This is a genomic window from Promicromonospora aerolata, assembly GCF_042682255.1.
Taxonomy (GTDB): Bacteria; Actinomycetota; Actinomycetes; order Actinomycetales; family Cellulomonadaceae; genus Promicromonospora; species Promicromonospora aerolata.
The window spans coordinates 78,065-104,650 of the sequence record NZ_JBHUHF010000001.1 but is presented as its reverse complement, the minus strand read 5'-3'; the positions used below and the strand labels follow the sequence as shown (position 1 = coordinate 104,650).

24 protein-coding genes are annotated in these 26,586 nt (G+C 72.2%); 14 read left to right on the top strand and 10 right to left on the bottom strand.

Features of this window, described 5'->3' with window-relative positions:
* The first annotated feature begins 136 nt into the window (after positions 1-136).
* A complete protein-coding gene (locus tag ACFSL2_RS00455) occupies positions 137-460 on the top strand; it encodes a DUF2277 domain-containing protein (protein WP_377195984.1) in 324 nt (107 codons plus the stop codon).
* 22 nt (positions 461-482) lie between these two features.
* On the top strand, positions 483-758 hold the full coding sequence (locus ACFSL2_RS00450; protein WP_377195983.1) for a hypothetical protein: 276 nt from the start codon (positions 483-485) through the stop codon (positions 756-758).
* Positions 759-884: 126 nt separating this feature from the next.
* On the opposite strand, the gene ACFSL2_RS00445 is transcribed toward ACFSL2_RS00450, so the two are convergent.
* Positions 885-1,130, bottom strand: coding sequence for a hypothetical protein (locus ACFSL2_RS00445; protein WP_377195982.1), 246 nt, complete (start codon positions 1,128-1,130; stop codon positions 885-887).
* A gap of 141 nt (positions 1,131-1,271) precedes the next feature.
* On the opposite strand from ACFSL2_RS00445, the gene glgX reads away from it, so the two are divergent.
* The 3 genes from glgX (at position 1,272) to ACFSL2_RS00430 (ending at position 6,152) form a co-directional block, all read left to right on the top strand.
* Complete coding sequence (gene glgX, locus ACFSL2_RS00440; protein WP_377195981.1) at positions 1,272-3,404, top strand: glycogen debranching protein GlgX; 2,133 nt, start codon at positions 1,272-1,274, stop codon at positions 3,402-3,404.
* A gap of 70 nt (positions 3,405-3,474) precedes the next feature.
* Positions 3,475-5,235: a hypothetical protein gene (locus tag ACFSL2_RS00435; protein WP_377195980.1), complete on the top strand. Its 1,761-nt coding sequence runs from the start codon at positions 3,475-3,477 to the stop codon at positions 5,233-5,235.
* 56 nt (positions 5,236-5,291) lie between these two features.
* A complete protein-coding gene (locus ACFSL2_RS00430) occupies positions 5,292-6,152 on the top strand; it encodes a PPK2 family polyphosphate kinase (RefSeq protein WP_377195979.1) in 861 nt (286 codons plus the stop codon).
* 7 nt (positions 6,153-6,159) lie between these two features.
* On the opposite strand, the gene zapE is transcribed toward ACFSL2_RS00430, so the two are convergent.
* From zapE to gndA, 5 genes are all read right to left on the bottom strand, one after another.
* Positions 6,160-7,206, bottom strand: coding sequence for a cell division protein ZapE (gene zapE, locus ACFSL2_RS00425; RefSeq protein WP_377195978.1), 1,047 nt, complete (start codon positions 7,204-7,206; stop codon positions 6,160-6,162).
* 53 nt (positions 7,207-7,259) lie between these two features.
* On the bottom strand, positions 7,260-7,907 hold the full coding sequence (locus ACFSL2_RS00420) for a hypothetical protein (protein WP_377195977.1): 648 nt from the start codon (positions 7,905-7,907) through the stop codon (positions 7,260-7,262).
* A gap of 14 nt (positions 7,908-7,921) precedes the next feature.
* A complete protein-coding gene (locus ACFSL2_RS00415) occupies positions 7,922-8,374 on the bottom strand; it encodes a DUF805 domain-containing protein (RefSeq protein WP_377195976.1) in 453 nt (150 codons plus the stop codon).
* A 177-nt stretch (positions 8,375-8,551) separates the two neighbouring features.
* Positions 8,552-9,859, bottom strand: coding sequence for a carboxylate--amine ligase (locus ACFSL2_RS00410; RefSeq protein ID WP_377195975.1), 1,308 nt, complete (start codon positions 9,857-9,859; stop codon positions 8,552-8,554).
* Positions 9,856-11,292 carry an NADP-dependent phosphogluconate dehydrogenase gene (gndA, locus tag ACFSL2_RS00405; protein WP_377195974.1) on the bottom strand — a complete coding sequence of 479 codons (1,437 nt, stop codon included), beginning with the start codon at positions 11,290-11,292 and terminating at the stop codon, positions 9,856-9,858. Before gndA ends, ACFSL2_RS00410 begins: the two co-directional genes overlap by 4 nt.
* A gap of 183 nt (positions 11,293-11,475) precedes the next feature.
* Here gndA and ACFSL2_RS00400 point away from each other — a divergent pair, with 183 nt between their 5' ends.
* The 7 genes from ACFSL2_RS00400 to ACFSL2_RS00370 all read left to right on the top strand — a co-directional run bounded on the left by ACFSL2_RS00400 (position 11,476) and on the right by ACFSL2_RS00370 (position 21,471).
* Entirely contained in the window at positions 11,476-12,144 is a 669-nt protein-coding gene (locus ACFSL2_RS00400) for a DUF3000 domain-containing protein (RefSeq protein ID WP_377195973.1), read from the top strand.
* Positions 12,141-13,406, top strand: a complete 1,266-nt coding sequence (locus tag ACFSL2_RS00395; protein ID WP_377195972.1) for an HRDC domain-containing protein — start codon at positions 12,141-12,143, stop codon at positions 13,404-13,406. The genes ACFSL2_RS00400 and ACFSL2_RS00395 overlap by 4 nt, the downstream gene beginning before the upstream one ends.
* Before the next feature lie 33 nt (positions 13,407-13,439).
* Positions 13,440-14,495: a lipid II:glycine glycyltransferase FemX gene (locus ACFSL2_RS00390; RefSeq protein ID WP_377195971.1), complete on the top strand. Its 1,056-nt coding sequence runs from the start codon at positions 13,440-13,442 to the stop codon at positions 14,493-14,495.
* Positions 14,496-14,841: 346 nt separating this feature from the next.
* The gene (locus tag ACFSL2_RS00385; RefSeq protein ID WP_377195970.1) at positions 14,842-16,092 is read left to right on the top strand and encodes a thiolase family protein; all 1,251 of its coding nucleotides are present in this window, start codon (positions 14,842-14,844) and stop codon (positions 16,090-16,092) included.
* 72 nt (positions 16,093-16,164) lie between these two features.
* Positions 16,165-18,246 carry a 3-hydroxyacyl-CoA dehydrogenase NAD-binding domain-containing protein gene (locus ACFSL2_RS00380; RefSeq protein WP_377200747.1) on the top strand — a complete coding sequence of 694 codons (2,082 nt, stop codon included), beginning with the start codon at positions 16,165-16,167 and terminating at the stop codon, positions 18,244-18,246.
* Positions 18,247-18,342: 96 nt separating this feature from the next.
* Positions 18,343-20,124, top strand: a complete 1,782-nt coding sequence (locus ACFSL2_RS00375; protein WP_377195969.1) for an NAD-binding protein — start codon at positions 18,343-18,345, stop codon at positions 20,122-20,124.
* Between the two features lie 48 nt (positions 20,125-20,172).
* The gene (locus tag ACFSL2_RS00370; RefSeq protein WP_377195968.1) at positions 20,173-21,471 is read left to right on the top strand and encodes an APC family permease; all 1,299 of its coding nucleotides are present in this window, start codon (positions 20,173-20,175) and stop codon (positions 21,469-21,471) included.
* Here the strand turns inward: ACFSL2_RS00370 and pdxR are convergent.
* Entirely contained in the window at positions 21,416-22,846 is a 1,431-nt protein-coding gene (pdxR, locus tag ACFSL2_RS00365; RefSeq protein WP_377195967.1) for a MocR-like pyridoxine biosynthesis transcription factor PdxR, read from the bottom strand. The genes ACFSL2_RS00370 and pdxR overlap by 56 nt on opposite strands.
* Positions 22,847-22,919: 73 nt before the next feature.
* On the opposite strand from pdxR, the gene ACFSL2_RS00360 reads away from it, so the two are divergent.
* Positions 22,920-23,552: a metallophosphoesterase gene (locus ACFSL2_RS00360; protein WP_377195966.1), complete on the top strand. Its 633-nt coding sequence runs from the start codon at positions 22,920-22,922 to the stop codon at positions 23,550-23,552.
* Between the two features lie 142 nt (positions 23,553-23,694).
* Here the strand turns inward: ACFSL2_RS00360 and ACFSL2_RS00355 are convergent, their stop codons facing one another.
* Positions 23,695-23,925 carry a helix-turn-helix domain-containing protein gene (locus ACFSL2_RS00355; protein WP_377195965.1) on the bottom strand — a complete coding sequence of 77 codons (231 nt, stop codon included), beginning with the start codon at positions 23,923-23,925 and terminating at the stop codon, positions 23,695-23,697.
* A 247-nt stretch (positions 23,926-24,172) separates the two neighbouring features.
* Between ACFSL2_RS00355 and ACFSL2_RS00350 the strand changes: the two genes are divergently transcribed.
* Positions 24,173-24,943 (top strand): class I SAM-dependent methyltransferase, encoded by a 771-nt coding sequence (locus tag ACFSL2_RS00350; RefSeq protein ID WP_377195964.1) that lies wholly within the window; start codon positions 24,173-24,175, stop codon positions 24,941-24,943.
* Here ACFSL2_RS00350 and ACFSL2_RS00345 read toward each other — a convergent pair whose 3' ends face one another.
* A complete protein-coding gene (locus ACFSL2_RS00345) occupies positions 24,944-25,690 on the bottom strand; it encodes a metallophosphoesterase family protein (protein WP_377195963.1) in 747 nt (248 codons plus the stop codon).
* A gap of 51 nt (positions 25,691-25,741) precedes the next feature.
* Positions 25,742-26,575: a hypothetical protein gene (locus ACFSL2_RS00340; protein ID WP_377195962.1), complete on the bottom strand. Its 834-nt coding sequence runs from the start codon at positions 26,573-26,575 to the stop codon at positions 25,742-25,744.
* Positions 26,576-26,586: the final 11 nt, after the last annotated feature.

The window sequence follows — 26,586 nt, the reverse complement described above, 5'->3', positions numbered from 1 at the left end:
TCGACAGGTGTGTCCATGTGCCTACCCTGCCGCACGGGCGGGGGCGCCCGCCAAGGCTTTGCCGGCACGCCGACGGACGGGCACGACGGCGGCGGTCCCCCTCCCGCACGGCCGCCGCCCGGCGTACGGTCGGAACATGTGCCGAAACATCACGACGCTCCGCGGGCTCGAACCGCCCGCCACCGACGAGGAGATCACGGCCGCCGCCCTGCAGTTCGTGCGCAAGGTGACCGGCGTGACGAAGGTCAGCGACGCCACCCGTGAACCGGTGGAGCAGGCCACGCAGGAGATCGCCGACATCGTGACGCGCCTGCTCGACACGCTGCCGGAACGGCGCCAGCCACCGAAGACGGTGCCCCCGCTGCGTCGCGCGGAGGTGCAGGAGCGCATCGCGCAGCGCATGAAGGAGCGCGAGGAGCACGAGCGGATGCACGAGCTGGGCATCGCGCACACGCACTGACCGGGCGGCTAACCTGGCCCGCGTGACCGAACATGCTCCCGTGAGCGCCGCGATGCACCGCGCCAAGGCCGATGCCCGCGCCTCCCACGTCACCGTGGGCCTGGCGCGGAACCTCCCGGGCGACCGCGAGGAGATCGACTGCTCGTGCGGCATGACACTGACCAACGGGCCGCAGTGGTCGCTCGACGAGCACATCCGCCTGCACCGGGCCGAGGCCCGCTACCTGGCGCTGAGCCAGGTGGCCCCCGCGGGCATGCCGCGGATCATCCCCGTGGACCCGGGGCGGCTGCCCCGCTGACGAGGCCGGTCGTCGCGCCTGCCCCGTCGTCGCGCCTGCCCCTTCGAGGCCTAACCTAGTTCGCTTTGAGCGGGCTGAAAGCGAATTGGCTTAGGCCTCGAAAGGGGAGCGCGAACCGGTCTGTCGTCAGAGCTCCTCCGGGTCGTCCCACGACACGCCGCTCGAGGCTCCCGAGATGGGGTCGAGCTCGCAGCCGGCAAGGTTGCGCGGTGCCTTGGAGACGTCTCCACCGCCGAGCAGGCCACGGCGGGTCGCGACGCGGCGGACCGCCGGCGGCGCGATGTGGGCGTAAGAAGCATTCGACTCGTCGACCAGATCGGTCGGACCGGAATCGACAGGGTCGCTGGCGGGCTGGGGTTCCCCCGTGATCATGGTCTCATTCTCGCAGAAGTCCGGGGATCGGCACATCCGCTTGGCACATTATTTCTAATCCCCTCGAACCCTCCACGACGACGGCACGCCCAGCACGCAGATCTCCCCCCACCTACCCCGCCGGGGTGTGATGATCGTGCGATGCAGACCTGGCCAGGGCGTCCCTACCCGCTCGGTGCGACCTTCGACGGTACGGGCACCAACTTCACCCTCTACTCCTCGGTGGCCCAACGGGTCGAGCTGTGCCTGGTGGCCGACGACAACAGCGAGACCCGCATCGAGGTGACCGAGACCGACGCGCACGTGTGGCACGTCTATCTGCCCGGCGTCGGCCCCGGCACCCGGTACGGGTACCGCGTGCACGGCCCGTACGACCCGGCGGCCGGCCACCGCTGCAACCCGGCCAAGCTCCTGCTGGACCCCTACGCCAAGGCCGTGGACGGCGAACTCGACGGGGACCCGTCGCTGTTCTCCTACCCGTTCTCGGACGCGGAGCAGGCCACCACCGGCACGACGCCGGACCCCGCCGACTCCCTCGGCCACACCATGGTCTCCGTGGTGGTCAACCCGTTCTTCGACTGGGGCCACGACCGCCCGCCGGCCACGCCGTACCACGAGACCGTGATCTACGAGGCGCACGTCAAGGGCCTCACCATGCGCCACCCGGACGTCCCCGACGAGCTGCGCGGCACCTACGCGGGGCTGGCCCACCCGGCCGTGATCGAGCACCTGACCACGCTGGGCGTCACGGCGATCGAGCTGATGCCGGTGCACCAGTTCGTCACCGACCCGTCGCTGGCGGCCAAGGGCCTGAGCAACTACTGGGGCTACAACACGATCGGGTTCTTCGCCCCGCACAACGGGTACGCCGGGTACGGCAAGCGCGGCGAGCAGGTCATGGAGTTCAAGGCCATGGTCAAGGCGCTGCACCAGGCGGGCATCGAGGTGCTGCTCGACGTGGTCTACAACCACACCGCCGAGGGCAACCACCTGGGCCCCACGCTGGGTTTTCGCGGCATCGACAACGCCGCCTACTACCGGCTGGTCGACGGCGACGAGGCGCACTACTTCGACACCACCGGCACCGGCAACTCGCTGCTCATGCGCTCCCCCGCGGTGCTCCAGCTCATCATGGACTCGCTGCGGTACTGGGTCGAGGAGATGCACGTCGACGGTTTCCGGTTCGATCTGGCGGCCACCCTGGCCCGGCAGTTCCACGAGGTCGACCGGCTGAGCGCCTTCTTCGACATCGTGCACCAGGACCCGGTGATCTCCCAGGTGAAGCTGATCGCGGAGCCGTGGGACCTGGGCGACGGCGGGTACCAGGTGGGCGGGTTCCCGCCGCTGTGGACCGAGTGGAACGGCCGGTACCGGGACACGGTGCGCGACTTCTGGCGGGGCGAGCCGGCCACGCTGCCGGAGTTCGCCTCGCGGCTGACCGGCTCCAGCGACCTGTACGAGGACAGCGGCCGGCTGCCCAGCGCGTCCATCAACTTCGTGACGGCCCACGACGGCTTCACGCTCGCCGACCTGACGACGTACGACGAGAAGCACAACGACGCCAACGGCGAGGACAACAAGGACGGCGAGAGCCACAACCGGTCCTGGAACTGCGGCGTCGAGGGCCCCACCGACGACCCGGAGATCGCCGAGCTGCGCGCCCGGCAGCGCCGCAATCTCCTGGTCACGCTGCTGGTCAGCCAGGGCGTACCGATGATCGCGCACGGCGACGAGCTCGGGCGCACGCAGGACGGCAACAACAACGTCTACTGCCAGGACAACGAGCTCGCCTGGATGGACTGGGAGCTGGACGACGAGCGCACGGCACTGCTGGAGTTCGCCCGCCACGCGGTCCGGCTGCGCCGCGACCACCCGATCCTCCACCGCCGCCGATTCTTCGACGGGCAGATCGACGCCACGGACGGACCGGCCGACATCGAGTGGCTCGATCTCACGGGCGCCCGGATGGACGACACCGACTGGCACCAGTCCTACGCCCGGACGGTGGCGGTCTTCCTCAACGGGGACGCGATCACGGAGACCGACGCGCGGGGCGAGGCGGTGGTCGACGACTCGTTCCTGCTGCTGCTCAACGCCCATTCCGGGGCGCTGGACTTCACTCTGCCACCCGGTGCCTACGGGGAGGCCTGGACCGTGGTGCTCGACACCGACGGCAGCGCCGAGCCGGGAACCGTGCTCGATGCCGGCACCAGCCTCGCCGTGACGGCGCACAGCGTCGTGGTGCTGACTCGCCCATCCGGAACACCGGGCTAGGCTGTCCGCCGTGACCGGACCGAGGAGTGGAACCGGGGGAACCACACCACCGCCCCGACCAGGGCCTGACATGCCTGTTCCAGGGCCCAGACCCGTGGTGTGGGCCCCGCGCGCCCGCATCATCGAAGTACTCGTGCCCTACGACCCGTACGAGGAGCCGGAGCACATGCCGCTGCGCCTCGTGGGCGCGGGCGAGCCCGGGTACTGGGGGGCCGACCGGGTGCTCGGGCACGGCACCGACTACGGCTACTCGATCGACGGTGGTCCCCTGCTGCCCGACCCGCGCAGCGTCTGGCTGCCGCAGGGCATCCACGGCCCCACCCGGGTGTTCGACCCGGCGTTCGAGTGGACCGACGGCTCGTGGTCCCCGCCCGATCTCTCGACGAGCGTCCTCATGCACGTCGACGTCGAGACGTTCACCCCGGCGGGCACGCTCGACGCCGCCGCGGAGCTGCTGCCCACCGTGGCCGGGCTCGGGGTGCACGGCGTCGAGCTCGCCCCCGTCGCCGCGTTCGACCCGGCACTCGGTCCGGCACAGGGTGTGCGCCTGTACTCCGTGCACGAGCCGTACGGCGGCCCGCGCGCGCTCCAGCGCTTCATCGACGCGGCGCACGCCCTGGGCCTCGCCGTCGTGCTGGACATCCCCTACCGCTGGGCGGTGGCCGACGAGCTCGGCCTGGAGGCCTACGGGCCGTACCTCACGGGCGGGAGCGGCCGCACCCGTGCACCGCGTCCGGACGTCGGCGACGCCGGTGAGCACGCGCTGCAGGCCATGCGGCCCCGGACCGGGCAGGTGCCGCTCGACCGGCCTCGCACCGGACCCATCCAGCTCCGCACCGGACAGGTGCCGTCGATCGGTACGCGAGCGGGCAAGGTGCCGTCCGCGCCGACGGTCCGCACCGACTTCGTGGGCGACCGCATCAACCTCGACGGCAGCGGCTCCCGCGGACCCCGCGACTTTCTCGTCGACGACGCGCGCCACTGGCTGCGCGAGTACCACGTGGACGGCCTCGTGCTCGACGTCGACGCGCTCGTGGACCGCTCGCCCACCCCGTTCCTGGGCGAGCTCGCGGACTACGTGGTCGGCATGGGCGAGCAGCTCGACCGGCGGTTCAGCCTGCTGGTCGACGGGCCGGGCAGGAGCGACCGTCTGACGACCATCCTGCTCCGCATCCTGTCCGGCCCCGGCCGGTCGGAGGACATCCAGGCCCTGCAGATGCTCGCCGACCTGGTGCACCCGTCGGTGCGCCGGGCGACCCGCCAGAACAGCGGGCGCCGCAACCGCGTCCGGGCCGGTGCGAGCGTCGTCGAGGACATCACCCGGCTGCCCGCCGCCCAGCTCACGACCCCGTGGTCGGGCGAGGAGAGCCCCGCGACGGCCCTCCTCGGCGTGGACGACGTCGACATCCGGGCCAGCGTGCTCGCCACCGTCCTGCTCGCGGGCAACGCCCTCGTGCTCGACACCGTGCACGTGCCGGTGGTCCCGCGGAACGAGAACGAGCAGCGGCTGGTCCGCTGGGCACGCGACCTCGTGGCGATCCGGCACGCGGTGGCCGACGAGCTGGACCTGCCGCTGGAGATCCGGTCCACGGCCGACCGCTCGGTCATCGCCGTGCTGCGGGGCAGCCTGGCGTTCGTGCTCAACACGGGCCACGGCCTCGCCGCCCTGCGCCTGGGCAGCCTGCTGCGGCCCGCCGAGGGCGCCGGCAAGGCGCCGCTGCCCGCGGCGTTCCGGCTCGCGGCTGCCTGGGAGCCGGGCGCCACCCGCCTGGTCGGCGACACTCTCACGGTGCCGCCGCGGATGACCGCCGTGCTGCGCGCGGACCGCTGACCTGGGAGCCTGGGGCCCTGGGACCGGCGCGTGCCGGTCACCCGAGGGAGGCACCGATGGCGAAGAAGCCTGAGCAGCTGTGGACCACTCCGCCGGAGGACGCCCTGCGCTGGGTGCGCGGCACCGACCTGAGTGCCCTGGACGAGTCCGCCACGCCCGGCTGGGCCGGCAAGCGGCGCGACGGCGAGAAGGCGATGGCCGCCCGCGCCCCGGAGCTCGCCGACCTCCAGGAACGGCTCTTCGCGCACGGCCGCACCGGCGGTGACCGGTCGGTGCTGCTCGTGCTGCAGGGCCTCGACACGGCCGGCAAGGGCGGGATCGTCCGGCACGTCGTCGGCATGGTGGACCCGCAGGGTGTGCAGCACACGGGGTTCGGCGTGCCGACCGAGGAGGAGCGGGAGCACGGGTACCTCTGGCGGATCCGCAACGCCCTCCCCCGCCCCGGCTACCTCGGCGTCTTCGACCGGTCACACCACGAGCAGGTGCTCGTCGTCCGGGTGAACCGCCTCGAACCGCAGAAGACCTGGCGCAAGCACTACCGCGAGCTGAACGAGTTCGAGGCCGAGGTCGCGGCGTCGGGCACCCTGATCGTCAAGGTGGCGCTCTTCGTGTCGGCCGAGGAGCAGAAGGAGCGCCTCGCCGAACGGCTCGACCGGCCGGACAAGCACTGGAAGTACGACCCGGGCGACATCGACGTCCGGTCGAAGCTCCCCGAGTACATCGCGGCGTACCAGGAGATGCTGGACCGCACCTCCACCGACGTGGCGCCCTGGCACGTCGTGCCGGCGAACCGGAAGTGGTACGCGCGCCTGGCGGTCACGGAGCTGCTGACGGGCGCGCTGCGGTCGCTGGACCTGGGCTGGCCCCCGGCCACCTTCGACGTGGAGACGGAAAAGGCCCGCCTGGCGGCGAGCTGACCCCCTGTCAGATGAGCTTGCGGCCCTCTTCCGCCAGGGCGCCCAGGCGGGACAGTGCGCGGTAGTACTTCTTGCGGTAGCCGCCGGCGAGCATCTCGTCCGTGAACAGGCCGCGGGTGTCGCCCGAGCCGCCGAGCAGCACCGGCACGTCCCGGTCGTACAGGCGGTCCACGAGGACCACGAGCCGCAGCGCCACCTCCTGCGCCGTCACGGGGTGCACGCCCGTCAGCGCGACCACGGAGACGCCGTCGAGCAGCGCGCCGTACCGGCTCGGGTGCACCGTGGCGAGGTGCGCCAGCAGGTCGTCGAACCCGTCGAGCGTGACACCGGGGCGGGCCGCCGCGGCGGCGACCTGGTCCTCGGTGAGGGGCTCGGACTCGGTGACGACGTCCCGGTGACGGTAGTCCTCGCCGTCGACCCGCAGGGTCTCGAACCGGTCGGAGAGGGCCTTGATCTCGCGCTGGAAGTCCTGGGCGGCGAAGCGGCCGTCACCGAGCGCGTCGGGCAGCGTGTTCGACGTCGCGGCGAGCGCGACGCCGCGGTCGGCGAGCTCGCGCATGAGGCGGGACATGATGGTCGTGTCGCCGGCGTCGTCGAGCTCGAACTCGTCGATGCAGACCAGCTTCTTCGCCGCCAGCGCCTCGACCGTCGGGAGGAACCCGAGCGCTCCCACGAGGTTCGTGTACTCGACGAACGTGCCGTACGCGGCCTTGTCCGCACCGAGCGCCTCGCCGACGGCGTGGGCGAGCGACGTGAGCAGGTGGGTCTTGCCGACGCCGAAGCCGCCGTCGAGGTAGACCGCGGGGGCCGCCCTGCGGCGGGCGAACAGGCCGCGCTTCGGGGCGACGATCTCCTGGGCGATCTCCTGCAGGCGGGCCAGGGCGCGGCCCTGGCTGGGATGCGCCGCGTTGGCGCGGTAGGTGGCGAACCGGGCGTTCGCGAAGTGGCGCGGCGGGACGAGATCGGTGACGAGCCGGTCGACAGGGACCTGGGGTCGGACGGCGCACAGGGCGGTCGTCACGGTCTGGCTGTCGGTGGTGGTCGCGGTCGTCACGTAGCAAGAGATTACCGGCGGGGCCGCTCAGCAGGGGTGCCGGGAGAGCAACGTCACACGTGCCGCACGGCGGGTGCGCGGGGGTCGTCGAGAAGTTCGCGGAGGGCGTGGACCACCTGGGCCGGGGTGCGGGTCTGTGCGGGGTCCTGGTTGCGGTCGTCGCCGGAGACGGCATGGTCGATGACCAGCTCGTGGAAGCGGGGACCCGTCGTCTCCAGGCGCAGCACCTGGACGAGCATCGCCAGCCCGGCGCCGGTCACGCTGATCGCGCCTGATCCCGCCATCGCCTCGCGGGACGCCGCCCCGTTGAGCACGACGTAGGGGTCGCCCGGCCCGAGCAGCGGGCCGAGGGCGCGTGCGGTGTCGAGGTGGGCGGTGAGGTGGGAGGCCAGCGTCGCGGCCCACTGGGCGGGGTCCGACTCCAGCAGCGGGGCGCCCTTGTGCCAGCCGCCGATCGAGGCGACGACGGCGCCGGGCAGCGGAACTCCGGCGTGGGTGCAGGCCGCGCGGACGGCGTCGGGCAGGGCGGCCTGCTCGGGGCTGCGGACGGGGACCACCCCGGCCTGGACCGTGACCCGGTCGGGCAGGTCGTGGCGGGCGGTCGCGACGACCGTCGTGCCGTCGGCAGCCAGGCCGCGTGCGACCCGGCTGCCGACGAACCCGCTCGCCCCGACGACGAGCACGGGGCGGGGGGTGTTCATGCGTTCAGATTAGGTCAGACCGCCTGCGCCTGCGCCACGGCCTTGGGGTCCGGGCCGTGCTGGTTGGGGCCGGGGGTGCCGTTCGTGGCGAGCCAGACGATCACCATGATCGGGCCGACGATCGGAACCAGGAGGAAGAAGACCCAGAAGCCGGACCGGCCGGTGTCGTGCAGACGACGGACCATGACGCCGAGACCCGGCAGGAGCAGCGCGAGGTTGATGAGCGACATGATCAGGTAGCCGGCCGTCAGGGAGCCCGGCATGGCGGGGGGCGTGGCGCCTGCGGCCGAGGCCTCCATGATGCTCGCCATGTACTCGCCGTAGCCCGGCGCGACAAGAGCCGCGTAGAGGACCGTGGAGACGATCGACACGGCCAGGGCGTACCACCAGTACTCCGAGCGACGAGCGCGCCCGTTGAAGACCGCGTACTTGGACAGCACGGTCTTGATCGACTCGATGAAGGACATCGGGTAAATACCTCTCTCACGTTTTGTGCCGGAAATCTCCAGCAAGTGCGCACATAGTGTCCCGACGAGTCGCCGAACGCACAAGGGCCGAAACGGGGCAGAACTACCCTTGACATGCCAGACGCTCAGGTCGCCGGAGCGACCTGAGCGTCTGACACCTCGGGGGGCGGGCCCGAGTCAGGTGCCCGTCGCCGTGGGCTCCGGGTAGTACTGCGCGTACTTGCGGCGGTAGTTCTGCGTGATCGCCTCGACGATGAGCCGGCGCTTGAGGCCGGAGTCACGGTCGTACTTCAGGGGGTTGATCACGTCGCCGCTCGCCTTGAGCGCCTTGAGCCGGGACTTGAGCTCCGGGTCCAGGACGTACTTGGCCAGCAGGCCGAACGGCACCACCGTGTACAGCACGTCGCGCACGGCACGCACCGGGCGGATCGGCCGGTGCAGCACCCAGTCCTCCACCAGCACGCGGGCCACGTTCGCCCCGCCCGCCGTGACGTAGTAGTTGTTGCGCCCGATGCGTGGGTTCACCTCGAAGTACACGTGCTGCCCCGTGCGCGGGTCCAGCTTGTAGTCGAAGTTCGCGAACCCCACGTAGCCGGTCGCGTCGAGGAACCGGGTGGCCGCCTCCATGGCGTCGTCGTACGCCTCCACCAGGATGGCCGCCGGGATGCCCAGCGTGCCGGGCGTGTGCTCCTCCAGGAGCACCCGCCCGGTCGCCAGCAGCGTCACCTCGCCCGACGTGTCGCGGTAGGCGGTCAGGGACCGCATCTGCGTCTCGTCGCCGGGGATGAACTCCTGCACCAGGAACGTGCCGGGGAACTCCGCGTCGGCGAGGTTACCCAGCACCTCCTCGAGCTCTGCGCGCGAGTCGAGGTGATGGATCTTCGCCTTGCCCGGGAAGTCCACGTAGTACCACTCGGCGCTGTTCGACGGCTTGCCCACCACGGGGTACTGCAGGTCCACCTCGAGGGTGGGCACCGCCGCACGGCCGCCGTCGGCGACCAGCTTGGCGATGTCGACCGCCACGGTGCGCGGCGTCGGGATGCCGAGCTGGTCGCACACCTGCGCGAAGCCCTCCTTGCTGCTGACCTGCTCCAGCACCGGCAGCGACGGGTACGGCGCCACGTAGCCCGCCGCCTCCAGCCGCTCCCGGTTGAGGATGACCGTGCGCACGTGCCAGTCCGCGTTGGTCAGCAGGATCAGGACCTTGTCCCGGTGCTGCTGGGCGATGCCCTCGAGGGTCGAGAGGAAGACCTCCGTCTCGTCCAGGCCGGGCACCACCATGTTCTCGGCGATCGCCGAGTCCTGCATCGCACGGGTGGCGACCTTGGACAGCACCACGGAGCGCACGCCGTACTGCTCGTGGAACGCACGCACCAGGGCGTACATCCCGACGTCGCCGCCGACTCCCACCACCATCATGTCCGGGACGGGGACCTCTCCGCCGCCGCCGCCCGTCGCCCCCGGGTCCGCGGGGATACCCGTCACGCCTCGGCCTCCGTGCGGTCTCCCGACCACTCGGTGTGGAACGTGCCCTCGCGGTCGACGCGCTTGTAGGTGTGCGCCCCGAAGAAGTCGCGCTGCGCCTGCACCAGGGCGGCGGGGAGCCGCTCGGCGCGGACGCCGTCGTAGTACGCCAGCGACGACGAGAACGCCGGCGCGGGCACGCCGTTCTGGGCGGCACCGGCCACGATGCGGCGCCACGCGGGCAGGCCGCTCGCGACGGCGTCGGTGAAGTACGGGTCCGCCAGCAGCAGGGGGAGGTCGCCGTCGCGCTCGTACGCCTCGGTGATCCGGTCCAGGAACCGGGCGCGGATGATGCAGCCGCCGCGCCAGATGCGGGCCATCGCGCCGCGGTCGATCGCCCAGTCGTACTCCGCGGCGGCCGCCGCGATCTGGTCGAAGCCCTGCGAGTAGGCGACGACCTTCGAGGCGTACAGGGCCAGGCGGACGTCCTCGATGAAGGCGTCCCGGTCCTTGACCTCCCACTCCTGCGCGTGCGCGGGCAGCGCCGCACGGCCGGCCGCGCGCTGCGGCACCGAGCCGGACAGCGAGCGGGCGAACGTGGCCTCCGCGATCCCGGTGATCGGCACGCCCACGTCCAGGCCGTTCTGCACGGTCCAGCGGCCCGTGCCCTTCTGCTCCGCCTGGTCCAGCACGATGTCGACGAACGCCTTGCCGGTCTCGGCGTCCACGTGCTGCAGCACGTCGGCGGTGATCTCGATCAGGAACGACTCCAGGTCGCCCGTGTTCCACTGCGCGAAGATCTCGCCGATCTCAGCGGCCGTGGCACCCAGACCCTGGCGCAGCAGGTCGTACGCCTCGGCGATGAGCTGCATGTCCGCGTACTCGATGCCGTTGTGCACCATCTTGACGAAGTGCCCGGCGCCGTCGGAGCCCACGTACGTGCAGCAGGGCACGCCGTCGACCTTCGCGGAGATGTCCTCCAGGATGGGCCCGAGGGACTCGTACGACTCGGGCGTGCCGCCCGGCATGATGGACGGGCCGTTCAGCGCGCCCTCCTCGCCGCCGGACACACCGGTACCCACGAAGTGCAGGCCGTGCTCCTTGAGGGCGGCCTCGCGCCGGATCGTGTCCGGGAAGTGCGCGTTGCCGGCGTCGACGACGATGTCGCCCTCCTCCAGGAGGGGGATCAGCTCGTCGATGACGGCGTCCGTCGGACCGCCGGCCTTGACCATGACGACCACCTTGCGCGGCCGCTCGAGCGACGCGACGAAGTCGGCCATCGTCTCGCTCGGCACGAACTCGCCGTCGCTGCCGTGCTCGGTGACGAGCGACTCGGTCTTCGCGTACGAACGGTTGTGGACCGCCACCGTGTAGCCGTGGCGGGCGAAGTTACGCGCGAGGTTGCGCCCCATCACCGCCAGCCCGGTGACGCCGATCTGTGCTGTGCCTGACACGTTTCTTGCTCCTTCTGCCGTGGGAACAGGCCGGCGTACGCGCAGGGCGCGCCGTGACCCGCGGCCAGCCTAGTAGCCAGCGGTACCGGCAGGTCGGCGCCGTCCGGCGGGCGGGCAGGTCACGATCCGGCGACGGCCGCGCGCCTCCACCCCGCTGCAGCCACGCGGACGTACCGTGAAGTGATGACCAGCGGCCCGCCCACCGGCGTCCCCGTCGACTTCGCAGCAGCCCTCGCCGACCTGCGGCGTCAGGCCTTGCGCGCCGAGGTGCGCCTCACGGAGATCCCGGCCCCGCGCCGGGTGGCCCCGTTCAGCGTGGCGCTCTCGGGCGACGTGCTGCCCGGCACACCGCCGGGGCGAACCGACCAGGACAGACCCGACGACCACGACCACGCCGAGGAGCCGCTCGCCACCGGCCGCTTCGTCGTCCTGCACGACCCGGCGGGCCAGGAGGCCTGGCACGGCACCTTCCGCGTGGTGACGCTCGTGCGCGCGACGCTCGAGCCCGAGATGGCCGCCGACCCCATGCTGGCCGACGTCGCCTGGTCCTGGGTGGGCGAGTGCCTCGAGTCCGCGGGCCTCGTCCCGGGCACCGACACCGTGGCCGACGGCGGCACCGTCACCCGGGTGCTGTCGCAGAGCTACGGCGCGCTGGAGGGCACGCCCGGCGCGGTGGACCTCGAGATCCGCGCGTCGTGGACGCCGCTCGACACCCGGCTCGGCACCCACCTGAGCGCGTGGGCCGCCCTGCTCACCATGGCGGCGGGCGTACCCCCGCTGCCCGAGGGGGTCGCGGCGCTCACCAGGCGGTTTACCGACCGTTCGAGGCAACGCCATACGGTAGGTCCATGACCACCACGGAGCGAGGAGTCCCTGCGGAGACATCGACGCCCGTGCCGGCCCCCGTCACCCCCCTGACCGAGCCCGCCGACGGGCTGCCCGACGTGGTGGCGACCGACGGTGCGTTCGCGCGCGTCGTCGAGGCGTTCGCCGCCGGCTCGGGGCCGGTCGCCGCCGACGCCGAGCGCGCCTCCGGGTACCGGTACGGTCAGGCGACGTACCTGGTCCAGGTGCGACGTGCGGGCGCGGGCACGGCACTGATCGACCCGGTGGGTGTCCCGGACCTCTCGCCGCTGACCGAGGCCGTCGGGGACGCCGAGTTCGTGCTGCACGCCGCCTCCCAGGACCTGCCCGGGTTCGCCGAGCACGGCCTGCGCCCGGCGCGCGTCTTCGACACCGAGCTCGCCGCGCGGCTGCTCGGCATGGAGCGGGTGGGGCTGGCCGCGGTGGTGGCCGAGGTGCTGGGCCTGGGGCTGGCGAAGGAGCACTCGGCGGTCGACTGGTCCACGCGCCCCCTGCCGGAGGACTGGCTGCGGTACGCCGCCCTCGACGTCGAGGTGCTGGTGGAGCTGCGCGACCGGCTCGCCGAACGGCTCGAGGCGGCCGGCAAGACGGAGTGGGCGGCGCAGGAGTTCGAGGCGGTGCGCACCGCCGCCCCGCCGGCGCCGCGGGTCGACCCGTGGCGGCGCACGTCCGGCATGCACGTGCTGCGCAACCCGCGCCAGGTCGCCGCCGTCCGGGCGATGTGGATCGCCCGCGACGCCAGCGCCCAGGCGCGGGACATCTCGCCCGGCCGGGTGCTGCCCGACCGGGCGATCGTCGCGGCGGCCAAGGCCATGCCGAAGACCGCCGGCCAGCTCGTGGCCCTGCCGGAGTTCGCGGGCAAGGGCACCAAGCGCCGCGCGGCGTACTGGCAGAAGGCGATCGACGAGGCACGCGCCCTCCCCGACGCCGAGCTGCCCTCCGTCCGTGGCCCGCGCTCGGACGGTCCCCCACCGCCACGCACCTGGGGTGACCGGGACGCGGCCGCGGCCCGGCGCCTCACGGCGGCGCGCGAGCTCGTGACCTCGCTCTCCGAGGACCTGAACGTCCCCGTGGAGAACCTGCTCCAGCCCGACGCGCTGCGCCGCCTGTGCTGGACCCCGCCGGTCCCCGCCGACGCCGTCGGCATCGGCGAGTTCCTGCGGGGCCGTGGGGCTCGCGCCTGGCAGGTCGGCCTGCTGGCGGGCGGCCTGGAGCGGGTGTTCGCCGAGGCAGAGCGCGAACCGGTGTGAAGGTGGCACGCCCACCCCAGTAGAGTCGTCCCCATGCCAGCCCTGTCGGAGCCCATCACGCTCGCCGTCGACGTCGTCACCGATCCTTCGACCTGGGACCGCGAGGTCCTCGCCCTGGGCGGGCACCCGCTCCAGCTGTGGGGATGGGGCGAGGTCAAGGCGGCGGGCAACTGGCGGGCGCACCGGCTGCGCGTGACGGAGGACGGCACCACCGTCGGCCTGGCTCAGCTGCTCGTGCGGCCGCTGCCGGCGCAGTTCCGGGCCCTGTCGTACATACCGCGCGGCCCCGTCGTCGCGCACCACGACGGCGAGACGGCCCAGGCCGTGTTCGGCGTCGGCGACAGCGCCACCCGCAACGCCGTGACGAACACCGTCGTGGAGTGGGCGCGCGAGAACGTGGGCGGCGTCGGCATCACCATCGAGCCGGACTGGCCCGCGGGCACCCAGCTGGACCTGGCCGGGCGGCGGTACGCACCCAACCAGATCCTCATCCCGAGCACGCTGATCCTCGACCTGACCAAGTCGGGACCCGAGCTGCTGGCCGACATGCGCAAGTCCACGCGCTACGAGATCCGCAAGGGTGGCCGGTCCGGCCTCGACATCCGCCGGGTCACGGAGGAGAAGGAGGTGCTGCGCGTGCTCGACGTCTACAAGGAGACCGCCCAGCGTGCCGGCTTCGCCATCCACTCCGACGAGTACTACCTGGACATCCACCGCTCGCTGGGCGAGCAGTCGGTGCTGGTGGCCACGTACGTCGACGACGTGCCGGCCTGCTTCGCGTGGTGCGTCAACTCCGCCAGCACCTCGTTCCTGCTGTACGGCGGCGGCAACGACGCCGGGCGCAAGGCCACGGCCACCGCGCCGACCTACTGGCGCACCATCGAGATCGCCCAGGAGCAGGGCCTCGTGCGGTACGACATGAACGGCCTGCTCAACGACGGCATCAGCGACTTCAAGAAGAGTTTCGCCAAGCACACCGACGAGCTGGTCGGTTCGATCGACGTCGCGTTCTCCCGCTGGTACAACACGTGGAACACCGCACTGCCGACCGCCAAGCGCGTGGTCCGCAGGCTCCGCGGCAACGGCTGACCCCCGCGCCCGCCGGCGCCCCGCAGCCCGCCTCTACCCAGTGATTCGGCTCGAAAACCCGCACGTTCCGGGCCGAATCGCTGGGTAGGGGCGGGCTCCGTGCGTTCACCGCGAAGTTCGCGCGTACCCAGCGATTCCGCCCGTGGCCCCCGCCGAGTTCGGGCCGAATCGCAGGGTTGGCGCGCGCCGGGCCCCTCACCGCACGGGGCGAGACCGCGTTCCAATGGGACTCAGACCCGGTATCAGAACCTGCGTGCTTTTTACCGGTACTCGCGGTAGCGTGTATCTCGATCCAGCGGCGCCGCTCACCGGACGTCGCCGTCTTCGAAAACCAGGAGTTCTGCTGATGACCGCAGCCCCGGAAACACCGCGTGCCCGCCGTGCGGTACGTGACGTCGTCTTTGTCGACGGCGCCCGTACGCCCTTCGGCAAGGCCAAGCCCGACGGCCTCTACGCAGAGACGCGTGCCGACGACCTGATCGTGAAGGTGGTACGCGAGCTGCTGCGGCGCCACCCCGAGCTCCCCCCGGAGCGGATCGACGAGGTGGCCATCGCCGCCACCACCCAGCAGGGCGACCAGGGCCTCACGCTCGGCCGCACCGTCGGCATGCTCGCCGGTCTCCCCCAGTCCGTGCCGGGCTACGCGATCGACCGCATGTGCGCCGGCGCCATGACCGCCGCCACGACCACGGCCGCGGGCATAGCGATGGGCGCCGCCGACGTCGTGATCGCGGGTGGTGTCGAGCACATGGGCCGTCACCCGATGGGCTTCGACGCCGACGTCAACCCGCGGTTCGTCGCCGAGAAGCTCGTCGACCCGCAGGCCCTGAACATGGGCGTGACCGCGGAGAACCTGCACGACAAGTTCCCGCACCTCACCAAGGAGCGCGCCGACCGGTTCGCCGTCGAGTCGCAGGCCAAGTACGCCAAGGCGCTGGCCAACGGCAACATCGACGCCGACCTGGTACCGGTCGCGGTCCGCTCCGCCGAGCAGGGCTGGGGCCTGGCGACCACCGACGAGCTGCCGCGCCCGGAGACCACCTTCGAGTCCATCCAGGGCCTCAAGACGCCGTTCCGGGCGGGCGGCCGGGTCACCCCGGCGACGTCGTCCCCCCTGACCGACGGCGCCACCGGCGCCATCCTCGCGGCCGGCGACGTCGTCGCCGAGCTGGGCCTGCCCGCCCGGATGCGCATGGTGTCGTACGGTTTCGCCGGCGTACCACCCGAGATCATGGGCTACGGCCCCGTGCCCTCCACCGAGAAGGCGCTCAGGACCGCGGGCCTCACGATCGACGACATCGGCCTGTTCGAGCTGAACGAGGCCTTCGCGGTGCAGGTGCTGTCCTTCCTGGACCACTACGGCATCGCGGACGACGACCCGCGCGTGAACCCGTACGGCGGCGCCATCGCCATGGGCCACCCGCTGGCCAGCTCGGGCGTGCGCCTGATGACGCAGCTCGCCCGGCAGTTCGAGCAGCACCCCGAGGTCCGCTACGGGCTCACCGCGATGTGCGTGGGCCTGGGCCAGGGTGGCAGCGTCATCTGGGAGAACCCGCACCACGCCGACTACTCCGGCCACACGGACGAGGAGAACTGACCCGTGTCTGAGACCCCCACCCCCGCTGCTCCCACCGAGCGCGTCACCCACTCCCTGGTCCGCGACGTGCGGATGCCCGGCGGCGCCGGCACCCTCGCGCTGGTCACGCTCGACAACGGCCTCGACCACACGAAGCCGAACACCCTCGGGCCGGCCGGCATGGCCGAGCTCAAGGCAGCCCTCGAGGTGGTCCGCACACGCGCCGAGGCCGGCGAGATCGCGGCCGTCGGCGTCACGGGCAAGCCCTACTTCGTCGCGGCCGGCGCGGACCTCAAGGGCATCACCTCCGTGGGCAACCACGACGAGGCCCTCGAGCTGGGCCGCATGGGCCACGCCGCCTACACGATCCTCGGCGACCTGCGCGCGACGACCGGTGTGCCGACCTTCGCGTTCGTCAACGGCCTGGCGCTGGGCGGCGGCCTCGAGGTCGCGCTGAACTGCGACTACCGCACCGTGGCGTCCGACGCCGCCGCGCTCGGACTCCCCGAGACCGGCATCGGCCTCATCCCGGGCTGGGGCGGCGCCTACCTGGTGCCCCGCCTCGTCGGCATCGAGAAGGCGGTCGAGGTCATCCTCACGCGGCCGGCGGCGAACAAGCCGTACAAGCCCGCCGAGGCCCTGCAGATCGGCCTGGTCGACGAGCTGTTCGAGGCCGCCGACTTCCTGGAGCAGTCCATCGTCTGGGCCGCCAAGGTGGTCACGGGCGAGGTCGAGGTCCCGCGCCGCGAGCTCGACCCGCAGCCCGTGTGGGACGCGGTCGTCTCCGCGACGAAGGACCGGCTCGACGCCGTCGTCGGCACCTCGCGCCCCGCCCCGCACCGCGCGCTGGAGCTCCTCGCCGGCGCCCGGAACGCGACCAGGGCGGACGCGTTCACCGCGGAGGACCAGGCCCTCGCGGACCTGATCATGTCCGACGAGATGCGTGCCAGCATCTACGCGTTCAACCTCGTCGGTGGCGGCAAGAAGCCGCAGGGCGCGCCGGACCCGAAGCTGGCCCGGCCCGTCACGCGCGTCGGCGTCGTCGGTGCCGGCCTGATGGCCGCGCAGATGGCGTTCCTCTTCGCGCAGCGCCTCGGCGTCCCGGTCGTGATGCGCGACCTGGACCAGGAGCGCGTGGACAAGGGCCTGGCGTTCGTGCGTGAGACCGCCGAGAAGCTGGCCTCCCGTGGGCGGCTGGCGCCCGACGCGGCCCACCGCATCGTCGCGTCGGTGACCGGCACCACGGACATCGACGAGTTCGCCTCGTGCGACTTCGTGATCGAGGCCGTCACCGAGGTCATGGCGCTCAAGAAGAAGGTGTTCGCCGAGCTGGAGGGCATCCTCGACCCCGAGGCGATCCTGGCGACCAACACCTCCGCGCTGTCGGTCAGCGAGATGGCCGCCGACCTGGCGCACCCCGAGCGCGTGGTCGGCATCCACTTCTTCAACCCGGTGGCCCAGATGCCGCTGGTCGAGGTGATCAACGCCGAGCAGACCTCCGACGAGGCGCTCGCCACCGCGTTCGCGATCACCAAGAAGCTCCGCAAGACGGCGATCATGTCGGCCGACCGCCCCGGCTTCATCGTCAACCGCCTGCTGCTCCTCGTGATGGGCCAGGTCCTGGACGCCATCGAGGGTGGGACGCCCGTCGAGGTGGCCGACCGGGCGCTCGCGCCGCTCGGCTTCCCGATGCCGACCTTCGAGCTGACCGACCTGGTCGGTCCCGCGGTCGCGCACCACGTGCTCACCTCGCTGCGGGAGAACCTCGGCGAGCGCATCCCGGAGTCGCCGGGCCTGGCCAAGATCGTCGAGGACGGCACCCGGGTCGTGCTGGACGCCCCCGCCAAGGGCCTGCCCAAGCCGGTCGATCCCGCCATCCAGGCGTACTTCGGCGAGGCGCTGAGCCCGGGCGAGCCCGGCCGGCGCGGCGAGAGCGTGCTCGACGCCGACGGCGTGCTCGACTCGGTGCTCACGGCGCTGACCACCGAGATCGGTCTCATGCTGGACGAGGGCGTCGTGCCCGGCCCGGAGCAGATCGACCTCGCGATGATCCTCGGCGCCGGCTGGGGATTCCACACGGGCGGCATCACGCCGTACCTGGACCGCACGGGCTACAGCGAGAAGGTGCTGGGCAAGCGGTTCCTGCCCGACGGCGTGGCGAACGTCCCCGCCTGACGAGCCGGAGCAGCTGAGCTCCACCCGGGACCCTCCGGCGACGAGCACGCAAACTCGCGTGCTCGTTGTCGGGGGGTCCCGCTACGCTCTTCGAACATGACAGACGCCGGGCAAGGCACCCACGCGCACTACGTCGTCATCGGCGACAACCCTCTTGCCTACCGCCTGACGCGTGCGCTCAGCACGCGGTTCAAGGGCACCGTGACCGTGATCGTCCCGGACGCCACCTCCCGGTACGCGCAGGAGATGAGCGCCGTCGACGGGGTCACCCTGCTCGAGGCGGGACGCATCGACGAGGAGGTCCTCACCGACGCGGGTGCGGACCGCGCGGCGGCCGCGGCGCTCGTGCACCAGGACGACGGCGGCAACGTCGCCCTCGCCCTGCTGCTCCGCGAGGCCTGGCCGGAGCTGCACGTCGTGGTCCGGATCTTCGACGGGTCGCTCGGCCGGCACCTGGAGCGCGACCACTGCACCGTCCTATCCGCCTCGGCGTTCGCGGCCCCCGAGATCGTCGGCGCGGCGCTGCGGCGCCTCATCCGTCTCCCCGTGCAGCACCGCCGCCTGGTCGCCGTCGCGGACGGCGAGACCGAGCTGTCGACCCGCATGGTCCTGTTCGCGACCGCGAAGGACGGCACCGTCACGGCGCTGCCGAGCGCGGAGGACCTGAAGGACCTCCGGCCGAAGGTGCATCTCGCGGACGCCGCCGAGGAGGACGTGCTGCCGGAGATCAAGGCCGACCTCGAGCCCGACGAGGACGAGGTGGACCCCCACCGTCGGCGCCGGTTCGGCGAGTACCTCCGCACCCTCGCGATCACCTCGGGCTGGAACCTGCTGCTCGCGGCGGGCGTCCTGCTCGTGGTCGTCCTGATCGGTGCCGTGACGATCCGGCTCGCCACCGGCTCGTCGTGGGCCGGCGCGCTGTACGAGGCGGTGCTGCCGTCCCTGGCCGGCAGCGACCCGGACCACGAGGCGAACCCGGTGGTCAAGGTCACCCAGGTCGCCCTGACGATCGTGAGCGTCGCCGTCATCCCCTGGGTCGCCGGTGTGGTGGTCGACGGCGTGGTGCGCACCCAGCGGCTGCTCGACACGGGGTCTCCGCTGCACCCCATGGCCGACCACGTGGTGGTCGTGGGGCTCGGCGACCTCGGCACCCGCATCGTGCGGTCCCTGGACCGGCGCGGCGTGCCGGTGGTCGCCGTGGACTTCGACGAGTCGGCGCGCGGCATAGCGGTCGCCCGCGCCCGCGACGTCCCCGTCGTGATCGGTGACGCCCGCCGGGCGGCGACCCTGCGCGCCGCGTACGTGGATGCTGCCCAGGCCATCGTGGTGGTCACGAGCGGCGGCGCCACGACCATCGGTATCGGCTTCGCCGCCCGGTCGATCCCCCGGTCCAAGGACGGGCCGCGCCGGCTGCGGACGGTCCTGCGCGTCTTCGACAAGGACCTGTCCCGGCGTATCCGGCGCGAGATCCCCGACTCGGTGGGGCTCAGCTCCTCGTTCCTCGCCGCGCCGTCGTTCGCCGCCGCGATGATCGGCCAGGAGGTCAAGGCGACGGTGCCGTACCTGGACCGGGTGCTGGTGCTCGCCGAGATCATGATCATGGAGGGCAGCGAGCTCGCCACCATGCACCCGACCGCCGTCGACTTCGACGGCGCCCAGGAGAACGGCGACGAGGTGAAGAGCCGGCTGCTGGCGATCCGCACCAAGCACCTCGGGGGCGGGGGCGGCGGCCGCACGATCGAGCCGTCGGAGGGGTGGTACCTGACCGGCGGGACCACGATCGTGGTCGTCGCGACCACCGCAGGGCTCCGGCGCCTGCGGGAGCTGGCCCGCGTTCCCGTCCCGCGGGCACAGGTCGCCACCGGCCTGAACGGCTGACCCGAGATCGGCCCGTTCGCCGGTCCACCGGGCGCATAGCCTCGAGCCATGCAGAACGGTCTCAGCGTGCCGCAGGGCGCCGCGCTCACGCTCGGCGCCATGCTCGGCACCGGTGTCATCTCGCTCCCCGCCCTCGCCGCCGACGTCGCCGGCCCGGCCTCCCTGGTGGCGTGGGCGGCACTCGTCCTCCTGTCGATCCCGCTCGCCACGACGTTCGCGGCCCTCGGAGCACGGCACCCCGACGGCGGCGGCGTGGCCACGTACGCCCGCCTCGCGTTCGGCGAGCGGGCGTCCACCATGGTCGGCTGGGCCTTCTACGCGACCATCGCGGCCGGTGCCCCCGCCGCCGCGGGCTTCGCCGGTGCCTACGTCGCCGACGCCACCGGCGGCGGGCCGGCCACCGCACTGGCCACCACCCTCGCCATCATCGCTGCGTGCGCCACGATGAACTGGTTCGACCTGCGGGTCTCCGGCACCGTGCAGCTCGCGATCGCGGGCGCGGTAGCGCTGCTGCTGGCCGTTGCCGTCGTGGTGTCGCTGCCCCACGCGCAGCCCGCCCACCTGACGCCGTTCGCGCCGCACGGCTGGGGCGCCGTCGGCGCGGCGGCTGCACTGCTGGTCTGGGCCTTCGCCGGGTGGGAGATCCTGGGCTCGCTGTCGGCCGAGTACCGCCGGCCCGCCCGCGACATCCCCCGCGCCACGGCGATCGCCGTGGCCGTCGTGGGCGCGCTCTACCTGGGGGTCGCCTTCGCCACGGTCACGGCGCTCGGTCCCGCTCCGGGGCCCGCACCGCTCTCTGACCTGCTCGTGCTCGGGTTCGGCGAGCCCGCCCGGCCCGTGACCACGGTGCTGGCCGTGCTGCTGACCGTCGGCGCGATCAACGTCTACTTCGCGGGCGGCAGCCGGATCGGCGCCGCGCTCGCCCGGGACGGCGGCCTTCCCCGGTGGCTCGCCGCCCGGCCGGACCGGCCGCCCCGCCGGTCGCTGGCCCTGCTCACCACGCTGGCCGTCGGTACGACCGCGGTGCTGGCCGCCCTGCGCCTGCCCACCGACGCAGTGGTCCCCATGGCCTCCGCCACGTTCTCGCTGCTCTACCTGGTGGGTGCGGCCGCGGCCCTGCGCCTCCTGCCTCGCGGGGGCATCGCCTGGTGGTGCGCGGCCGTGTCGCTGCTGGCCGCGCTCGGCCTGCTCGTCATGACGGGACCGCACATGACGGGTCCGCTGCTCGCCGCACTGGGCGGACTCGCCTGGTCGACCTGGCGCCGGCGCCGGGCCCGGACCGCGACCCCCGTCACGGTGCCAGCAGACGACCCAGCGCCTGAATGCCTGGCCGGATCGAGCTCGTGACCGCACCACCGATCCCGAGCACCACCCCGTCACGGTGGGCACCGACCGCGAAGGCGGCAAGGGGCTCGACGGCGACCGACCGGCGTCGGGCGCGGTTCGCCAGCGTCCGCGCGCCGACCGGGGCGTCGTCCGGCAGATGGGCCGCGACGTGCAGCCCTGCCGCCGTCGGGACGGGTTCGACCGGGAGCCCGCCCAGGGCGTCCAGCAGGATGTCGTGCCGCTCCGCGTAGTGCGCGGACGCCTTCCGGACGTGCCGGGCCAGCAGGCCGTCGTCGATGAAGCGGGCGAGCGCGCCCTGCACGTGCACGGCCCCGTGGCCGTCGGTGAGCTGCCGGGCCGCGAGCAGGGCGTCGCGCAGCGACGCCGGCGCCACCAGGTACCCCACCCGCAGGCCTGGCAGCAGCGACTTCGAGAACGTGCCGACGTAGACCACGTGCCCCTCCCGGTCGAGAGCCTGCAACGACTCCAGCGGACGGCGGGCACGGCGGAACTCGCTGTCGTAGTCGTCCTCGACCACCGCAGCCCCGTGCCGCGCCGCGTGCGCCAGGAGCGCACGGCGCCGGGCGAGCGACAGCGGCATCCCCAGGGGGAACTGGTGCGACGGGGTCGTGTACACGAGCCGGGCCTGGGTCGGGATCCGGTCGACGACGATGCCTTCCGCGTCGACCGGCACCGGCACCACGCGCGCGCCGTGCAGCGCGAAGAGCTCACGCGCGTCCGGGTAGCCAGGGTCCTCCATCGCCACGACGTCCCCGGGCTCGAGCAGCACCCGCGCCACGAGGTCGAGCGCCTGCTGCGCGCCGGTCGTCGCGATCACGTCGTCGGGCCCCGCGTGGACGCCGCGGGAGCCGGCCACGTAGCGGGCGACCGCCGCCCGGAACCGCGGCAGTCCCGCCGGGCCGCCATAGGCGCCGGCGGCGGGTCCGCCCGAGCGCGACTCCGCGGCCAGCAGGCGGCGCCAGGTGTCGAACGGAAAGAGGCTCGCGTCCGGGATGCCCACCCGGAAGTCGTACGTGGGGACGGGCACGTCGCCGCTCGTCGGGCGAGCGGTCCAGCGCCAGCCCGCGCGCGGGCGCAGAGCGCTCGGCCCCCGACGCGGTGCGGGGGGCGTGTCGCTCGCGGCTGCCGTGGCGAACGTGCCGGATCCGGTCCGCGCCTCCAGGAAGCCCTCCGCGACGAGCCGCTCGTAGGCGGTGGCGACGCTCGCGCGCGAGACGCCGAGGTCGTCGGCGAGCACCCGGGTCGAGGGGAGCTGCTCCCCCGCCCGCACCCTGCCCGAGGTCAGTGCCGTGTGCAGCGCGCGATAGATGGCGTCGGTACGCCCGGTGCGCTGACTCAGATCCACGGCGAGGTCCACCCGCCGATCATGGCCCATCCCACCCTCCGCCGTCCGCCCGCGCCGAATTCCCTTTCCTCGGCCGGGCGGAGCCGCTTGAATACCTTCCGACATGACTACGTACTACACGTCCGACCAACATTTCGGACACCTGAACATCATTCGGTTCTGCGACCGCCCGTTCCCCGGCGTCCCCGCGATGAACGCCCGGCTCGTGCAGCTCTGGAACGACACGGTCACCGACGACGACACCGTCTGGGTGCTGGGCGACGTGGCCCTCGGCGCCCTCGGCGAGTCGCTGGCCGGCATCGGCCGGCTGGCCGGGCGCAAGATCCTGGTGCCGGGCAACCACGACCGCTGCTGGGAGGGCGATCGCGCCCTGCGCAAGGGCGATCCGGAGGCCCGCGAGCGGCGTCGGACGGCAGCTCGGCAGCGGTACCTGGCCGCAGGCTTCGCGGAGATCAACGACCGGCCCGGTCCGGTGTCCGTGGGCGGGCAGCGCGCCGCGCTGTCGCACTTCCCGTTCGAGGGCGACTCGCACGGGGCGGACCGGTTCGTCGAGTACCGGCCGGTGGACGACGGCGGGTGGGTGGTGCACGGCCACGTGCACGACACGTGGCGGCAGCGCGGGCGCCAGATCAACGTCGGCGTCGATGCCTGGGGCGGGCGGCCTGTTGCCGCCGAGACCATCGAGAGGCTGATCGCCGACGGCCCTCGCGACCTGGCGCCGCTGGGCTGGGTCTGACCCGGCTGAAGCCCGGACATGACAAGAGCGCACGTTCTCCGGTGACGAACGTGCGCTCAGGCATCAGGGTGCGCGGCGCCGCCGGTACGCGAAGCACACGCACTGCGTCAGCGGAAGCGCCAGGGCGCCCGCCGCGCGGGGGTCATGCGGATACGAGGGACTCCGAGTCGCGGTGCTCACGGTCCGACTTGTAGGACGCGATCTCTGCTGCGTTGAACATGAGGTCCGCCCCGACCATGTGATAGTCGATCTCACCTGCCTCGAGAAGATCGATGACGTGCAGCTTCGACACCCCCAGCAACCGCGCCGCTTCGAGCGCGGTCAGATCGTGGTCCGGGCTGCTGACTCCTGCTTCCAATGTGATTTCGTTCACACGCTCAGTCTTGCGCGTCGACGCGGCCGGAGTCCAGTCGAATCGGTGCGAGTTTTGATATCCGACGGTGATTCTTTTCTCCGTGACAACGTCCGTCGCGGTAATTGATCTCGCACACCCGGAGAGCGTGAACGCGCGGGCGGGCAAGGTGTGACACGATTGGTGCCATTCCGCCGGCCCATCTGGGCGCGGCGGTTTTCCTGTCAATTGGCGGATCGAAACGATCCATCGCGCGCGAGGGGGATGGATGGCCACGCCGTCCGCAGAGCCCGTACTGATTCCAGCCGGCAGTGCCACCTCTCCTGACCTGCAGTCCATTCTTGACATCAATCGCGCCGCATATGATGCCCTTGCCAGCACCTACAAGGGCACCGCAGAGGTTCGTCAAGAGAACGCCAAAAAATGGCTGCTCCAGCGACTTCCGCGGACGAGTGCCGGCGCTCGTCCCACGGCGCTGGACATCGGCTGCGCGGACGGCACCCACTCCCGGGTCCTGTCCGCGCTGGGCTACGTCGTCACCGGCGTCGACTTCTCCGCGTCCATGATCGCTGCCGCCCGGCAGCTGACGGAGGACCCGACCCTGCCGAACAAGCCGGCGCTGCTGCACGGCGAGTTCTTGGCGGGCCGGTACGTCGACGAGGCCGGGACGGACGTGCCGCTCGACGGCACGTCGTTCGACCTCGTGCTTGCCACCGCGTTCGTCCACCTCTTCCCGCCCGAGGCGGACGACGAGGCCGTGCACAAGGTCCTCGCCCACGTCGCCCCGGGCGGGACCGCACTGATCTCCACCACCGCCGCGCTCTCGAACCGGCAGGGCCTCGAGATCAAGGCGGGCCTGGACGGCCGGGTGACGCGCCGGTGGCGGAACCACTACACGCTCGAGTACTTCGTCTGGCTCGTCGGCGAAGCCGCACGCGACGTCTACGGTGCCAGGGTTCCGGTACAGCCCTGGGTCGTCGTCGACCCGGACTCGGACGGGAAGCTCTGGATCGACGTCGTCGTGCGCCGGCCGGACTGATCACACCCTCTGGAACCCCCGGTACACGGCAGTACGCAGCTCGACCGCGTACGGCTCCAGAGCCGGCATCCGGAGCCGTTCCGCCGCCTCGATCTCCGCCTCGACGTCATAGGGCACCCGGATGAGCTGCAGCCCGAACGGAGCGGGTCCCGGCTCGTCGACGACGCCCTCCAGGATCGCGTAGCTGGGAACCGGCTCGTCCAACGGGTTGCCCACGCTGCCGACGTTGAACAGGGTGCGCCCACGCTCGACGTGGACGAAGGCGTCGTGGATGTCGCCGTAGCCGACCATCGACGGCACCGGGCCCGCACCCGTCATCGCGGTGTTGCGGAACATGCCCGCGAACTCCTCGGCCGCGTGCCTGGCATGCACGCGCACGTGCGGGCTCGTCGCGGAAGCGTGGAACAGCCGGATCCGCCGTCCGCTGACCAGGAGGTCGTGGCTCAGCGGCAGCGCCTTCAGCCAGTCCCGCTGGTCCTGGCGCAGCTCGTTGCGCCACCAGATCATCTCGGTCGCCGACTCGTCGCTCCACACCGGCAGATGATCGTCCCAGTTGCCGCGGATGTTGACGTCGCACTCGGCGCCGCACCGATCGACCGCAGCGCTGCCTCGCGGTCCCTTTCCGACGAAGTCGCCGAGGTTGATGATCTGATCGACCCCACGCGACCCGATGTCGTCGAGTACCGCGTCGAGCGCGGTGAGGTTACCGTGCACGTCGCTGATCAGGGCAATGCGCTCCAGGGACACGCACTGGATCGTGCCACACCTCGCGGTGGACGGGCGAAGCCCGCCGGCCCGTCACGCGGTGGGCCCCGGACGCTCGGCGTCCCCGCCCAGCGCCTGCCGCTCGTCACCGCGGGTCAGGGCCGGCGGGCGGCGCTGAGCCGGCACCGGGTGCCCGACGGCGAGGGAGAGCGAGTGCAGGACGTGGTGCAGGATCGGTGGGTTGAGGTCGTCACCGTCCTCGTACTGCGTCAGCCCGATACCGAGCCGCTCGATGGACTTGCGGTAGAGGTGGAACTCCACGTAACCGGACGCCTCGGCGGTACCGGGGTCCCGGATCGAGCCGCTGTACTGGACGGTGGTCCGGTACATATGAATGTTCAGCTGCCCCCGGCCTTCCGCGTTGATCTGGCGGGCCAGCCCCTCCAGCCGGTCGTGCGCCTGGCGGACCTGTCCGATGAACGCCTCGTCCCGGTCGTAGTACCCGTCGATGGTCGCGGCGATCGCGGGGTGGTCGACGAGCCACTCCGGGTCGACCTTGATGACGTCGACGTCCACGCCCCGGTTCACCATGGCCCAGATCAGGTTGGGGTCACGCGCGACGCTCGTCATGCCGAACCCGAAGACGACCACCTGGCGCCGAGCAGCCCGCCAGATGTCGAGCGACGCGTTCCGGTGCTCGCGGTCGGCGCTCACCCACTCGATGCCCCGGTACTGGCGCAGCTCGTTCAGCAGCCGTGCCCGCTCCAGCTCGGCCTCCCGTTCGACCCGCTGGCGGGCTGCGATCGTCTGCTCGAACAGATAGACGACGGCGATGACCACGGTCGCCACGGCCGTGCACCAGACGATCGGGACCGTCACCCGCTGCGGCATCACGTCGGGAATGAATGTCAGGACAAGATTCGACATCGCACCGAGCG